Origin of the sequence: Streptomyces abyssalis (genome assembly GCF_001751365.1) — a bacterium.
Taxonomy (GTDB): Bacteria; Actinomycetota; Actinomycetes; order Streptomycetales; family Streptomycetaceae; genus Streptomyces; species Streptomyces abyssalis.
Genome location: NZ_LJGT01000041.1, coordinates 1,005,259 through 1,018,406, shown reverse-complemented (window position 1 = coordinate 1,018,406; position 13,148 = coordinate 1,005,259). Strand labels below are relative to the sequence as shown.

General features: G+C 70.4%; 10 protein-coding genes. 8 read left to right on the top strand and 2 right to left on the bottom strand.

What is annotated here, in order from left to right; all coding sequences use genetic code 11:
• Nucleotides 1-21: 21 nt before the first annotated feature.
• The 7 genes from AN215_RS25315 (at nucleotide 22) to AN215_RS25285 (ending at nucleotide 7,633) form a co-directional block, all read left to right on the top strand.
• The gene (locus AN215_RS25315; protein WP_070010845.1) at nucleotides 22-1,680 is read left to right on the top strand and encodes a sensor histidine kinase; all 1,659 of its coding nucleotides are present in this window, start codon (nucleotides 22-24) and stop codon (nucleotides 1,678-1,680) included.
• Nucleotides 1,677-2,393 (top strand): response regulator, encoded by a 717-nt coding sequence (locus tag AN215_RS25310; RefSeq protein ID WP_245694709.1) that lies wholly within the window; start codon nucleotides 1,677-1,679, stop codon nucleotides 2,391-2,393. The genes AN215_RS25315 and AN215_RS25310 overlap by 4 nt, the downstream gene beginning before the upstream one ends.
• A 363-nt stretch (nucleotides 2,394-2,756) precedes the next feature.
• The gene (locus AN215_RS25305) at nucleotides 2,757-3,782 is read left to right on the top strand and encodes a chitinase (protein ID WP_070010846.1); all 1,026 of its coding nucleotides are present in this window, start codon (nucleotides 2,757-2,759) and stop codon (nucleotides 3,780-3,782) included.
• Nucleotides 3,783-3,993: 211 nt separating this feature from the next.
• Entirely contained in the window at nucleotides 3,994-5,358 is a 1,365-nt protein-coding gene (locus AN215_RS25300) for an extracellular solute-binding protein (protein WP_245694769.1), read from the top strand.
• Nucleotides 5,355-6,290, top strand: a complete 936-nt coding sequence (locus tag AN215_RS25295) for a carbohydrate ABC transporter permease (protein ID WP_079123402.1) — start codon at nucleotides 5,355-5,357, stop codon at nucleotides 6,288-6,290. The genes AN215_RS25300 and AN215_RS25295 overlap by 4 nt, the downstream gene beginning before the upstream one ends.
• 5 nt (nucleotides 6,291-6,295) lie before the next feature.
• Nucleotides 6,296-7,207: a carbohydrate ABC transporter permease gene (locus AN215_RS25290; RefSeq protein WP_107374462.1), complete on the top strand. Its 912-nt coding sequence runs from the start codon at nucleotides 6,296-6,298 to the stop codon at nucleotides 7,205-7,207.
• A gap of 87 nt (nucleotides 7,208-7,294) precedes the next feature.
• The gene (locus AN215_RS25285; protein ID WP_070010847.1) at nucleotides 7,295-7,633 is read left to right on the top strand and encodes a hypothetical protein; all 339 of its coding nucleotides are present in this window, start codon (nucleotides 7,295-7,297) and stop codon (nucleotides 7,631-7,633) included.
• A 147-nt stretch (nucleotides 7,634-7,780) separates the two neighbouring features.
• On the opposite strand, the gene AN215_RS25280 is transcribed toward AN215_RS25285, so the two are convergent.
• Nucleotides 7,781-9,274, bottom strand: coding sequence for an APC family permease (locus AN215_RS25280; RefSeq protein WP_079123401.1), 1,494 nt, complete (start codon nucleotides 9,272-9,274; stop codon nucleotides 7,781-7,783).
• A gap of 158 nt (nucleotides 9,275-9,432) precedes the next feature.
• Nucleotides 9,433-10,458 carry a 6-phosphofructokinase gene (locus AN215_RS25275; protein ID WP_070010848.1) on the bottom strand — a complete coding sequence of 342 codons (1,026 nt, stop codon included), beginning with the start codon at nucleotides 10,456-10,458 and terminating at the stop codon, nucleotides 9,433-9,435.
• A 350-nt stretch (nucleotides 10,459-10,808) separates the two neighbouring features.
• Between AN215_RS25275 and pta the strand changes: the two genes are divergently transcribed.
• The gene (pta, locus tag AN215_RS25270) at nucleotides 10,809-12,944 is read left to right on the top strand and encodes a phosphate acetyltransferase (protein WP_070010849.1); all 2,136 of its coding nucleotides are present in this window, start codon (nucleotides 10,809-10,811) and stop codon (nucleotides 12,942-12,944) included.
• The last annotated feature ends 204 nt before the right edge of the window (nucleotides 12,945-13,148 follow it).

Here is a 13,148-nt window from a genome sequence, read left to right as displayed (position 1 = left end):
TGCACGCGGCAGACTGGGCACATGCGCACCCCCGGTACACCGCGGCCCATCCGCAGCCTGGCCGGCCAGCTCTTCGCGATGCAGGTCGTGCTGGTGGCGGTCGTCGTGGCAGGGTGCGCGGTGTTCGGCTTCGTCACGGACCGTATCCAGGCGGAGGAGTCGGCCCGCCACCGCTCGTCCGCGACGGCCGGCGCGATCGCCCGCTCCCCGTCCGTTCGGGAGGCGATCCGCACCCCTCGTCCGAGCGAGCAGCTGCAGCCGTACGCGGAGCAGGTCCGCCAGGACACCGGAGTCACCTTCATCACCATCATGAACACCGAGGGCGTCCGCTGGACCCACCCGGATCCCGACCGGATCGGCGGGCGCTTCGTGGGACACATCGGCCGGGCGGCCGAGGGCCACAGCTTCCATGAGACGTACACCGGGACGCTCGGCCCGTCGGTGCGGGTGGTGACGCCGATCTGGGACGAAGGCCGCGTGGTGGGCCTGGTCAGCGCCGGCATCGCCGTGGACACCATCACCGAGGAGCTGCGCCGCGAGGTGATGCTGCTGCTCGCGGTCGCCGGCGGTGCGCTGGCGCTCGGCGGGATCGGCACGTACGTGATCAACGCGCGGCTGCGGCGCCACACCCACGGCATGAACGCGGCGGAGCTCAGCCGCATGCACGACTACCACAAGGCGACGCTGCACGCGGTGCGTGAAGGGCTGCTGATGCTGGACGGGCAGCGCCAGGTCGCCCTCGTCAACGACGGTGCCCGTGAGCTGCTGGGGCTGCCGGGCACCACCGAGGTGGTCGGCCGCAGCGTCGCGGACCTGGGCCTGCCGCGCGCGCTGACCGGCGCGCTCATGGCCTCCGAGCCGCGCGTGGACGAGCTGCACCTCACCGACGAGCGCGTCATCGTCGTCAACACCTCGCCGGTGGACGGCGGTGAGCAGCGCGGCACCGTGGTGACCCTGCGGGACCACACCGAACTCCAGTCGCTGACCGGCGAGCTGGACTCGGTGCGCGGCTTCACGGAGGCGCTGCGGTCGCAGGCGCACGAGTCCGCGAACCGGCTGCACACCGTGATCTCGCTGATCGAGCTGGGACGTACGGACGAGGCCGTGGAGTTCGCCACCGAGGAGCTGGAGCTGGCGCAGGCCCTCACGGACGAGGTGGTCGCGGCCGTCGCGGAACCGGTGCTGGCGGCGCTGCTGCTGGGCAAGGCCGCCCAGGCCAACGAGCGCGGCGTCGAACTGTCGCTGAGCCCCGACAGCCACATCGACGACGGTCTGCTGCCGTCCTGTCTGCCGCACCGCGATGTGATCACCGTGCTGGGCAATCTGATCGACAACGCGGTCGACGCCGCGGCCGGCTCGGGCGCGGAGCAGACCGGTTCCCGCGTCGGGGTGAGCGTGCGCGGCGAGCGCGGCACGGACGGAGGTGCGGCACTGCTGCTGAAGGTCGCCGACAGCGGGCCGGGCATAGCGCCCGAGGACGCCGAGTCGGTCTTCGAACGGGGCTGGTCCACCAAGGTCTCCCCCGTCGGCGGACCGGGCAGAGGCGGCGGCCGCGGCATCGGACTGGCGCTGGTGCGGCAGGCCGTGCGCCGTCACGGCGGCACGCTGGAGGTGGGCGAATCCGCGGAAGGCGGCGCCGAGTTCGCCGTGCGGCTTCCGCTGCAGAAGGTGGAGCCGTGAGCGGGCCGGAGACCCCGGCGGTGCCGCCGCCGGTCCAGGTCCTGATCGTCGAGGACGAACCGGTGACCGCCGACGCGCACGCCCTCTACGTCTCCCGCGTCCCGGGCTTCGCCGTCGCGGGCGTCGTGCACTCGCGGGCCGAGGCGCTGCGCGCCCTGGAGCGCTCGCACGTCGACCTGATCCTGCTGGACCTGTATCTGCCGGACGGTCACGGGCTCGCGCTGCTGCGGTCGCTGCGCGCCGCCGGACGTACGACCGACGTCTTCGCGGTGACTTCGGCGCGCGATCTGGCCGTCGTACGGGAGGGCGTCTCGCTCGGCGTCGTACAGCATGTGCTGAAGCCCTTCACCTTCCCGACGCTGCGCGAACGGCTGATGCGCTACGCGGAGTTCCGCAGCGAGACGGCGACGGCGGACGGCGCGGCGGCCAGCCAGGCCGAGGTGGACAGGGCGCTGTCGGGGCTGCGCGCGGCGCCCGGGGGGACCGCTCTGCCCAAGGGGCTGAGCGCGGCGACGCTCGACGCGGTGACGCGGGAGCTGCGCGGAGCCGGCGAGGCCGGGCTCTCGGCTGCCGCCGCGGCGGAGGCTCTCGGCGTCAACAGGATCACGGCCAGGCGCTATCTGGAGCACCTCGTCGAGGGCGGGAGCGCTTCGTGCGCCCCGCAGTACGGGCACGTCGGGCGCCCGGAGCTGTGCTACCGGTGGCGCGACTGACACGGGCGGCTCCTTCTCGGGCACCCGCTGCGGGGCCCGACCCGTAACCCGTTGCGGGGCCCGCTCCGGCACCCGTTGCGTCACCTGCCGACTCCCCGGGCAGCCGCCCACGTTGCCTGGATAGCCCCGCGACCTCCGCCCGTGCGGCACCACTTGCGGTGGCCTCACGGGGCGGCCCGTCCAACTCCCGGCCACACGGCGCGAGATCGACTGGAAGCTTTCCTTACCTTTCTGGGATCTCCTATTGTCTGGACCAATGCTGGCGCGCTAGCGTGCGGCTCCGCACCACGCATCCGCGACGGCACCGAGCCGTCCCGGACGATGCCCGCTTCCCAAGACCCCCACCAATGACGGGAGTTCGACGTGCGCCCCCACCTCTCCGCACGCGGCCGGATCGCGCTCGCGCTCGCCGCGGCCCTCACCGGCTCCGCCGCCCTCGCGGTCAACGCCTACGCCACACCGGACGCGAGCGACGGCAAGAAGGCCGCCGCACCGGCCGCCGCGGCACCGAGCGGCCTCAACGGCCCGTACCTCTACCTCGGTTGGGGCAACCCGCCGAACGCGGCCGACCTCATGAAGGAGACCGGCCTGACCCAGCTCACCATGGCCTTCATCCTCTCCGACGGCGGCTGTTCGCCCGCGTGGGACGGCAGCAGGCCGCTGGAGGGCGGCCAGGACGCGCAGACCATCAAGGCGGTCCAGGACGCCGGCGGCGACATCACCCCGTCGATCGGCGGCTGGAGCGGCAGCAAGCTGGGCGAGGTGTGCTCGAACGCGCAGGACCTGGCCGGTGCGTACCAGAAGGTCATCGACGCGTACGGACTGAAGTCGATCGACGTCGACATCGAATCGACGGAGGTCGAGAACCCGGAGGTCCGGCAGCGCGTCATCGACGCCCTGAAGATCGTCAAGGAGAAGAACTCCGGCATCAAGGTCTATCTCACCTTCGGCACCACGCCGCAGGGCCCCAACGCCAACGGCAAGGACCTCATCCAGAAGGGCGCCGACGCCGGTCTCGACGTGGACGGCTGGACGGTCATGCCGTTCGACTTCGGCGACGGCACCACCGACCTGGCCGCGGCCACCAAGTCCGCCGTGGACGGCCTGGCCAAGACCGTGGGCGAGGCGTACGGGATCTCCACCGACGAGGCCTACGGCAAGGTCGGCTTCTCCTCGATGAACGGCAAGACGGACGTGGAGGGCGAGTCCGTATCGCCGTCCGACTTCCAGGAGATGGTCGACTACGCCAAGGAACGCGGCCTGGCACGGGCGAGCTTCTGGTCCGTCAACCGCGACCGGCCCTGCGACGGCGGAGGCGCCGACTCGTGCAGCGGCGTGGACCAGCAGCCCTGGGAATTCTCCAAGATCCTTGCTGGGTACACGGGTTGAGAACGGTCATGAGCCGGCTGCCGGGCGCGCCGTGAACAACCTTCCGGCGACGTTGATAACAACGTTGTCACGGTGTTGAACTGCGCCTCTGCACGGCCATTGACCTGGACACGGCGGACCGGGAGATTGTACGGACAAAGCCGTCCCACGCGGCCTGCGGCCCTTGGTGGCGCCCGGCCGTGGCCCGAGGAGGTCAGGCCGAATGCCCGTCATGCATGTGCGTCCCGCCAGCCCGCTTGTTCTCAGTATCGCCGCCGTCCTCGCCGCAGGCACGCTCACCGCCTGCGGCGGGGGCACGGGCAGCGACCCCGACACGATCAAGATCGCCTTCCCGAAGGACACGGACAACAAGGTCACGGTCAGAGACAACTACGTCAAAGACATGGCCAAGGAGTTCGAGAAGAAGAACAAGGGCAAGAAGGTCAAGATCATCCCGATTCAGGCCTCCGCGCAGGACTACGTCACCAAGCTCCAGCAGATGATGCGCTCCCCGAAGACCGCACCCGACCTGGTCTACGAGGACACCTTCCTCATCAACTCCGACATCAAGAGCGGCTATCTGCGCCCGCTGGACGACTACATCGGCAAGTGGGACGACTGGAAGCAGTTCGACGCCACGGCCAAGACCGCCGCCAAGGCCCAGGACGGCAAGATCTACGGCGTTCCCGACGGCACGGACACCCGGGCGCTGTGGTTCAACAAGAAGATCTTCAAGAAGGCCGGGCTTCCCGAGGACTGGAAGCCCAAGACCTGGGACGACGTGCTCGAGGCCGCCCGTACGGTCAAGAAGAAGGCTCCGGACAAGATCCCGCTGAACGTCTTCACGGGCAAGGGAGTCGGCGAGGCCGCCGCCATGCAGGGCTTCGAGATGCTGCTCTACGGCACCGGCCAGGACCCGCTGTACGACGAGAAGTCGAAGAAGTGGGTCAAGGGCAGCAAGGGGTTCAAGGACAGCCTGAACCTGGTCAAGACCGTCTACGGCGAGGGCCTCGGTCCCGAGGTCGACCAGGCGCTGAGCCCCACCATGCAGACCAAGGTGGTCACCGACCTGCTGCCCAAGGAGAAGCTCGCCATCGCGCTCGACGGTTCCTGGCTCGGACAGCAGTGGATCAAGACGGGCGGCAGCCCCTGGCCCGAGTGGGACGAGACGATGGGCATGGCCCCGATGCCGACCCAGAACGGCGAGGCACCCGGCGAGGTGAGCATGTCCGGCGGCTGGACCTGGTCGATCCCCCAGAAGTCCAAGAACCCGGAACTGGCCTGGAAGATGATCGAGCACATGCAGAGCCAGAAGAACGCGGTCGAGTGGTGCGTGCGGGGTGCGCAGATCGCCGTACGCAAGGACGTCGCGGCCGACCCGAAGTACCTGAACTCCATGCCGGGCATCAAGTTCTTCACCAAGCGGGTCGAGCACACCGAGTACCGTCCCACGCTGCCCGTCTACCCCCAGGTCTCCACCGCCATCCAGGAGGCCATGGAAGGGGTGACCACGGGCGACTCGACGGTCGGCGAGGCCGCCAAGTCCTATGACGCCCAGCTGGAGTCGATCACGGACGGAGCGGTCGTCAAGAAGTGAGCGCCACCGACCTCACCGCCGTCGGCAAGGAGGTCCCGGGGCGCGGAGGACTGCCCCGGGACCAGCGCCGCGTACGGCGGCAGAACCCGTGGCGCTGGCTGCCCATCGCCCCCGCGACCGTCCTGCTGCTGCTCTTCCTCGCCGGGCCCATCGCCTACTGCGCCTACATCGCCTTCACGGACATGCAGCTGACGGGCCAGGCCGAGGCGTCGTTCGTCGGCTTCGAGAACTTCACGAAGGCCTTCGGCGACGAGAACTTCCGCAACTCCGTACTGCTCACGCTGGTCTTCACGCTCATCTCCTCCATCCTCGGCCAGAACACCCTCGGTCTGGTGCTGGCCTCCCTGATGGCGCGTTCGACCAAGGCCATCCGGTCCATCACCGGTGCCGTCGTGATCAGCGCCTGGGTGCTGCCGGAGATCGTGGCGGGCTTCCTGCTCTACACCTTCTTCAGCAAGGAGGGAACGCTCAACGAGATCCTGGCCTGGCTCCATCTGCCGTCCCAGAACTGGCTGTTCACGCTGCCGATCATCGCCGTCTCCTTCGCCAACGTGTGGCGCGGCACGGCCTTCTCGATGCTGGTCTACTCGGCGGCGCTCTCGGAGATCCCCAAGGAGGTCACCGAGTCCGCGGAGGTCGACGGCGCCGGCTCGTGGCAGCGGCTGTGGCACATCACGCTGCCCATGATCCGCCGCTCCATCGGCACCAACCTGATGCTCAACACCCTCCAGACGCTGTCGGTCTTCGGGCTGATCTGGGCGATGACGAGGGGCGGCCCGGGCGGACGCAGCGAGACCCTGCCGATCTTCATGTACGACCAGGCGTTCAACAAGTCCCTCATCGGCTATGGCACGGCGGTGGCGCTGCTTCTTCTGGTGGTCGGTGCGCTGTTCTCGGTCGTCTACCTGCGCCTGATGCGCGAGGAGGTCTGATCCCGATGGCAGCCGTCTCCCGGACCCCGGACACCACGAAGGCTTCCGGCGTGGCCGTGCCCCGCCGGCGACCCGTACGCCCCGGATCGTCCCTCAGCCGCGCCACCCGGCAGCGGCTCGCGGCCGACCTCGGACTTCTCGTCGTGCTGGGGGCGTTCGTGCTCCCGCTGGTGTGGCTGATCTTCGCCTCGGTCGACACCGAGCCGTCGATGAAGGTCGCGCCGCCATCGGGGCTCACGACGGAGAACTTCTCGAACGTACTGACGGACGAGATCACCTTCACACCGATGATCAACAGCCTGCTGCTGTGCGGCAGCGCCACCTTGATGACGGTCACGGCCGCGTCGCTGGCGGCGTATCCGCTCTCCCGCTACAAGGCCCGCTTCTCCCGGCCGTACCTGCTGACCATCCTCTTCAGCACATGCCTGCCGATCACGGCCGTGATGGTGCCGGTCTACGGGCTCTTCGTGCAGGTCAACCTGATCGACACGATGCACGGCACGTCCTTCTTCCTCGCCACGTCCCAACTGCCCTTCGCGGTCTGGCTGATGAAGAACTTCATGGACGGTGTGCCGATCGCGCTCGAAGAGGCGGCGTGGACGGACGGCGCGAGCTGGCTCCAAGCGCTCACCAAGGTGATCCTTCCGCTGATGGGCCCGGGATTCGCCGTAGTGACGGTCTACAGCTTCATCCAGATGTGGGGGAACTTCTTCGTCCCCTTCATGCTGATCATCAGCCCCGAGCAACTCCCGGCGTCCGTCAGCATCTTCACCTTCTTCGGCAACCTCGGCTCCATCGCCTTCGGCGAACTCGCGGCGTTCTCGATCCTCTACTCCACCCCGGTCCTGCTGCTCTACATCCTCATCGCGAAGCGGCTGGGGGGCGGCTTCACGCTGGGCGGAGCGGTCAAGGGCTGAGCATCCGTCCATGCTGAGGCTGACGCGGCCGCCCGCCGGAGGAGCAGGCGACCGCCTCAGCCTCAGCGCTGTCGAAAGGTACCCACCATGTATGCGCCGCGAGTGCTCCTGTGGCTTGCGGGGATCGCAGGGTTCGCGCTCACCGTCGTCTTTCTCTCCACCGGAACGCCCGCACCCGGGATCGCCTGCCTGGTCCTCGCGCTCACCGCTCCCGGAGCGGCCGAGGTGTACGCCGACCGCAGGAGACGGAACGACTGGTTCGCCTCGGAGTTCGGGACCTTCGAGGGCTTCCGCCGGTCGGTCGACGTCGATGCCGTTCGCCGGCTGCGGGACGAGGACGGGGTGGTGGCGGCCGTACGGAGCCTGAGGAAGCGGTATCCGCGGCTGCCGCTGGCCGAGGCCGCGCGCCTCGTCAGGGAGGTGTGACGAGCGGGCCCGTGCCGGCTTCCGGAGCGGAACGCCCGGCCCGCCGGTCCTCGGCCCGGGTGCCGCAGGCCCGCAGGACGGCCGGCGACCGAGCCGGATGTCCGCTCGGTGGCGTCCAGCGCGCCGCCGGACGTACCGTCATGCCGGTCACGCGCCGGTGGAAGCGTCCTGGTCCCGGTCGTCGTCCCGTCCCTCCTCGTCCCGTCCCTCGTTCCGGACGCCGCGGCCACCGGCTCCGCCGCGCGCGGTGACCTCGGCGATGAGCCGCTCCTCGGCGTCGGCACCCGGCGTGATCTTCGGCAGCCGCCAGACGAGCACGGCTCCGACCAGCCACCATCCGCCGACGATGGCCCACTCGGAGGGGAAGTCGAGCGCGGCGGGCATCCCCGGCAGGTAGAGCACCGCGAGACCCAGGCTGAGCACCAGCGCGGACCAGCCGACCAGGGGACCGGCAGGCGTGGTGAACGGGCGCTCCATGCCCGGCTCCCGGCGGCGGAGGACGAGGAAGGAGATGACGACCGCGACGTACGCGATCACGATGTTGATGCCGCCCGCATTGACCAGCCAGGTCAGCATCGGCTCCCCGAACAGCGGCGCCAGCACGGTGAGCGCGCCGATCGTGAGGATCGCGTTGCCGGGCGTGCGGTACTTGGGGTGCAGCCTGCCGAGCCAGGCCGGCAGCATCCGGGACTCCGCCATGGCGTACACGAGCCGGCTGGCACCGATGAGGAACGCGTTCCAGCTGGTGAGGATGCCCGCGATGCCGCCCAGGATCAGGACGTTGCCCATCGTGGGGCTGTTCCACAGCGCGGCCATGCCGTCGGCCGAGGCCAGGTCGGACTCGGCGAGCTCGGCCGCGCCGAGTCCGGAGCCGACGGTCAGCATGATCATGGCGTACCAGGCCGACGCGCAGGCGACGGAGATCACGAGCAGCTTGCCGACCTGCTTGTACGGCAGATTGATCTCGGAGGCGGACTGCGGGATCACGTCGAAGCCGACGAACAGGAACGGCACGGCGACCAGCACCACGAAGATCCCGGAGAGCCCGCCGGTGAAGAGGGGCTCCATGTTGTCCGCCGAGCCGCCCGTGAAGGAGCCCAGCAGCAGCAGCGCGCCCGCGCCCAGCAGGAAGAGGACGGCGACGGTCTGGAAGACGCTGGCGGGACGTATGCCGTAATAGTTCAGCGCGGTGATCACCACGGCGGAACCCGCTCCCACAGCGACCCAGCTCAGGTACACGTCGTACCCGGCGACCGTCCACAGGTGGACCGAGAGCATGTCCGGGAAGAGGTAGAGCACCGTCTCCGGCAGCGCGACCGCCTCGAAGGCGGCGACCGAGACGTAGCCGAGCAGCATCGTCCAGGAGACGACGAACGCCCCGCGTCCGCCGAGCGCCCGCAGGCCGTAGTGGTGTTCACCGCCCGCGTGCGGCATCGCGGAGACCAGCTCCGCGTAGCACAGCCCGACGAGCACGATCACGAAGCCGCCGGCAAGGAACGCGAGGGCCGCGCCACCCGGGCCGGCCTCCGTTATGAAGTCGGAGGTCAGGACGATCCAGCCGAAACCGATCATCGCGCCGAAGGCCAGGGCGAGCACATCGGCCCGTCCAAGCACGCGTACGAATCCGCCGTTGTTCGCCATGAGGCGCAGTGCACCTCACCTGGCGGAGGATTCGCTAGAACCTGTGTATTACGGATCGATTCCAGCCATCCGGGGAGTCACGGAGGCGGACGATCGAGCGAGGCCCGTCCGACCCCGCCCATGACCCCGGCCTTCCCCCAGCTCCCTGGAGGCCGCGGTCAGTAGACCGATTCCGCCTCGTCCATGCGGTCCTGCGGCACACGCTTCAGCTCGCTCACCGCGTTCGCCAGCGGCGTCATGACGATCTCGGTGCCGCGCAGCGCCGTCATCTGCCCGAAGTCGCCCCGGTGCGCCGCCTCCACCGCGTGCCAGCCGAAGCGGGTGGCGAGCACGCGGTCGTACGCGGTGGGCGTACCGCCGCGCTGTACGTGGCCGAGGATGACCGGCTTGGCCTCCTTGCCCAGCCGGTACTCCAGCTCGCTCGCGAGGCGGTTGCCGATGCCGACGAAGCGCTCGTGTCCGTACTGGTCGATGACGCCCTTCTCGTACGGCATCGAGCCCGCGGCCGGGTGCGCGCCCTCGGCGACGCAGATCAGCGCGAACTTCTTCTCGCGGGAGAAGCGCTCCTCGACCATCTTCACCAGGTCATCGACCTCGAAGGGCCGCTCCGGGATGCAGATGCCGTGCGCGCCCGCGGCCATGCCCGCCTCCAGGGCGATCCAGCCGGCGTGCCGCCCCATGACCTCCACGACCATGACGCGCTGGTGCGACTCCGCGGTGGTCTTGAGGCGGTCCATGGCCTCGGTGGCGACACCCACAGCCGTGTCGAACCCGAAGGTGCGGTCGGTGGCGGAGATGTCGTTGTCGATGGTCTTGGGGACGCCGACGACCGGGAGCCCCGCGTCCGCGAGCATCCGGGCGGCGGTCAGGGTGCCCTCGCCGCCGATGGGGATCAGGGCGTCGAGGCCGAGGCGGTCGACGAGCTCCTCGGAGTTGTCGCATGCCTCACGCAGCCGGTCGCGCTCCAGCCGGGCGGACCCCAGGATGGTGCCGCCGCGGGCCAGGATGCCGGCGACGTCGTTGGTGTCGAGCGGGCGGTGACGTCCGTCGAGGAGCCCCGTGAACCCGTCCTCGAAACCGATCACTTCGTCGTTCCGGTCGTGAACGGCGCGGTGGACCACGGAACGGATCACGGCGTTCAGACCGGGGCAGTCGCCGCCTGCCGTGAGGACTCCGATGCGCATGGGGGTTCGCTCTCCTGGTCGTCTCGGCCCGCACCGGGCGGGCGCTCCTTGCTGCTCTGCTGGTCCTGGCGGTGAACCGTCCGCAGACGAATCGAGCCGTGCCGAGTGTTTCATGTGTTGAACGCACCTCGCACCGCCCGTCCGCCCACCGGACCGCTCCCCGCTCTCCTGCCCGCTCGACGGGCCCGCTCACATCGCCCCCGGGTACGGTCAAAGACGTGGGGCTTCTGCGCTTGCGGCCACGTAGTCGGCTGCGCCAAGGCGCGGGCAGGCGACCCCCCCCCGTATGGCCAACTGTTCCACGGCCGTGCGACCGGACCGTCCCACAGGCGACGAGAGGAAGAACACCCGTGCCCCGCAGTGTGTACGTGACGGGAATCGGCCGCGGCGACGGCCGCCAGGTCGTCGAGCTGGGAGTCATGGAGCTCCTGACCCGGCGGGTGGACCGCGTCGGGGTGTTCCGTCCGCTGGTCCACGACGGCCCGGACCGCCTCCACGAGCTGCTGCGCAGCCGCTACCGCCTCACACAGCCGACGGAGAGCGCCATAGGCATGTCCTACGAGGAGGCGGCGGCGCTCCAGGCGGACCGTGGCGAGGACGAGCTGGTCTCGGCCCTCGTGGAACGCTTCCACGCCGCCGCGGCCGGCTACGACGCCGTGCTCGTCCTGGGCACCGACTACGCGGGGACCCAGCTCCCCGCCGAGCTGGCGCTCAACGCCCGTCTGGCCAACGAGTTCGGCGCATCGGTGCTGCCCGTCGTCTCCGGCAGGGAGCAGAACGCCGAGTCCGTCGCCTCGGAGGTGCGCAACGCGCACCACGCCTTCACCTCGCTCGGATGCGACGTCGTCGCGATGGTCGCGAACCGCGTGCGCGGCGCCGAGCGTGACGGGGCGGCGCGCCTGCTCGCCGGCACCGGGCTCCCCGAGCCGGTCTACGTACTGCCGGAGGAGCCCGCGCTCTCCGCGCCGACCGTCGCGCAGGTACGGGACAAGCTCGGTGCCGAGATGCTGCTGGGCGAGCCGGCGGCCCTCGCCCGCGACGTGCGGGACTTCGTATTCGGCGGAGCGCATCTGCCCGTCTTCCTGCCCGCCCTTACCGAGGGCTGCATGGTGATCACTCCGGGGGACCGCGCCGACCTGGTCGTGGGCGCCCTCGCCTCGCACGCCGCCGGCTCCCCCGCGATCGCCGGAGTCGTCCTCACCCTCGGCGAGCGGCCCGGTCCCGAGACGATGGCGCTCGCCACACGGCTCGCCCCGGGCACGCCGGTCCTGGGGGTGTCCGGCGGCTCGTTCCCCACGGCGGCGGAGCTGCTCGCGCTGGAGGGCAGGCTGACGGCGGCCACGCCGCGCAAGGCCGAAGTGGCCCTCGGCCTCTTCGAACACCACGTCGACACGGGGCAGTTGGCCGACCGGCTCGCGGTCGTACGGGGTGAACGCGTCACGCCGATGATGTTCGAGCACCAGCTCGTCGAGCGTTCCCGCGCCGACCGCCGGCACATCGTGCTCCCGGAGGGCAGCGAGGAGCGGGTGCTGCGTGCCGCGGAAGTGCTGCTGCGCCGCAACATCTGCGACCTCACGCTGCTGGGCGAGCACACTGCCGTACGCAGGCGGGCGGCGGAGCTCGGCATCGACCTCGCGCTCCTCGCCGAGGACGAACTGCCCTCCACCGCGCAGGCGTCCGCACGGATCGTGGACACGCAGACCTCGCCGCTGCGCGAGCGCTTCGCGGAGACGTACGCGAAGCTGCGCTCCCACAAGGGCGTCACGGTCGAACTCGCCTACGACGTGGTCGCCGACGTCTCCTACTTCGGGACGCTGATGGTGCGCGAGGGTCTCGCGGACGGCATGGTCTCGGGCGCCGCGCACTCCACGGCGGCGACCGTCCGTCCCGCCTTCGAGGTGATCAGGACGAGCCCGGACGCCTCGATCGTCTCGTCGGTGTTCTTCATGTGCCTGGCCGACCGCGTCCTCGTCTACGGCGACTGCGCGGTCAATCCCGACCCGGACGCGGAGCAACTCGCCGACATCGCCGTCCAGTCGGCGGCGACGGCCGCACGCTTCGGCGTCGAGCCGCGCATCGCGATGCTGTCGTACTCGACGGGGACCTCCGGGTCGGGCGCGGACGTCGACAAGGTGCGCGAGGCGACGGAGCTCGTACGGCAGCGCAGGCCCGACCTGCTCGTCGAGGGGCCCATCCAGTACGACGCCGCGGTGGAGCCCTCGGTCGCGGCGACGAAGCTGCCCGGGTCGCAGGTCGCGGGCCGGGCGACCGTGCTGATCTTCCCGGACCTCAACACCGGCAACAACACCTACAAGGCGGTGCAGCGTTCGGCGGGGGCGGTCGCCGTCGGGCCGGTGCTCCAGGGCCTGCGCAAGCCCGTGAACGACCTGTCACGGGGTGCGCTGGTCTCCGACATCATCAACACCGTCGCGATCACCGCGATCCAGGCCCAGGGGGACGGCACGGGCGGCACCGCGCCGGGGTGAGCCTGCCGCGTCCCGGCGGCCGTCACGCCCGGCCGTCACGCCCGGCCGCGCCGACCGGCCGCCCGTCCGCGCGGTGGCCGGGGCCACGGACCGCCGTGGGCAGCGGGAGCCGATCGGCCCCGGCACAGGGCCCGTTGGGCCGCCGTCCGGCCCGGCTCCCGGGCCGCGGGTCCACGTCCGGTGACGGCGGTACCCGCGGCGTAC

Coding starts and splice junctions, on each gene's coding strand:
- AN215_RS25315 (WP_070010845.1), top strand. CDS start 22: ATGCGCACCCCCGGTACACCGCGGCCCATCCGCAGCCTGGCCGGCCAG.
- AN215_RS25300 (WP_245694769.1), top strand. CDS start 3,994: ATGCATGTGCGTCCCGCCAGCCCGCTTGTTCTCAGTATCGCCGCCGTC.
- AN215_RS25290 (WP_107374462.1), top strand. CDS start 6,296: ATGGCAGCCGTCTCCCGGACCCCGGACACCACGAAGGCTTCCGGCGTG.
- AN215_RS25285 (WP_070010847.1), top strand. CDS start 7,295: ATGTATGCGCCGCGAGTGCTCCTGTGGCTTGCGGGGATCGCAGGGTTC.
- AN215_RS25280 (WP_079123401.1), bottom strand. CDS start 9,274: ATGGCGAACAACGGCGGATTCGTACGCGTGCTTGGACGGGCCGATGTG.
- AN215_RS25275 (WP_070010848.1), bottom strand. CDS start 10,458: ATGCGCATCGGAGTCCTCACGGCAGGCGGCGACTGCCCCGGTCTGAAC.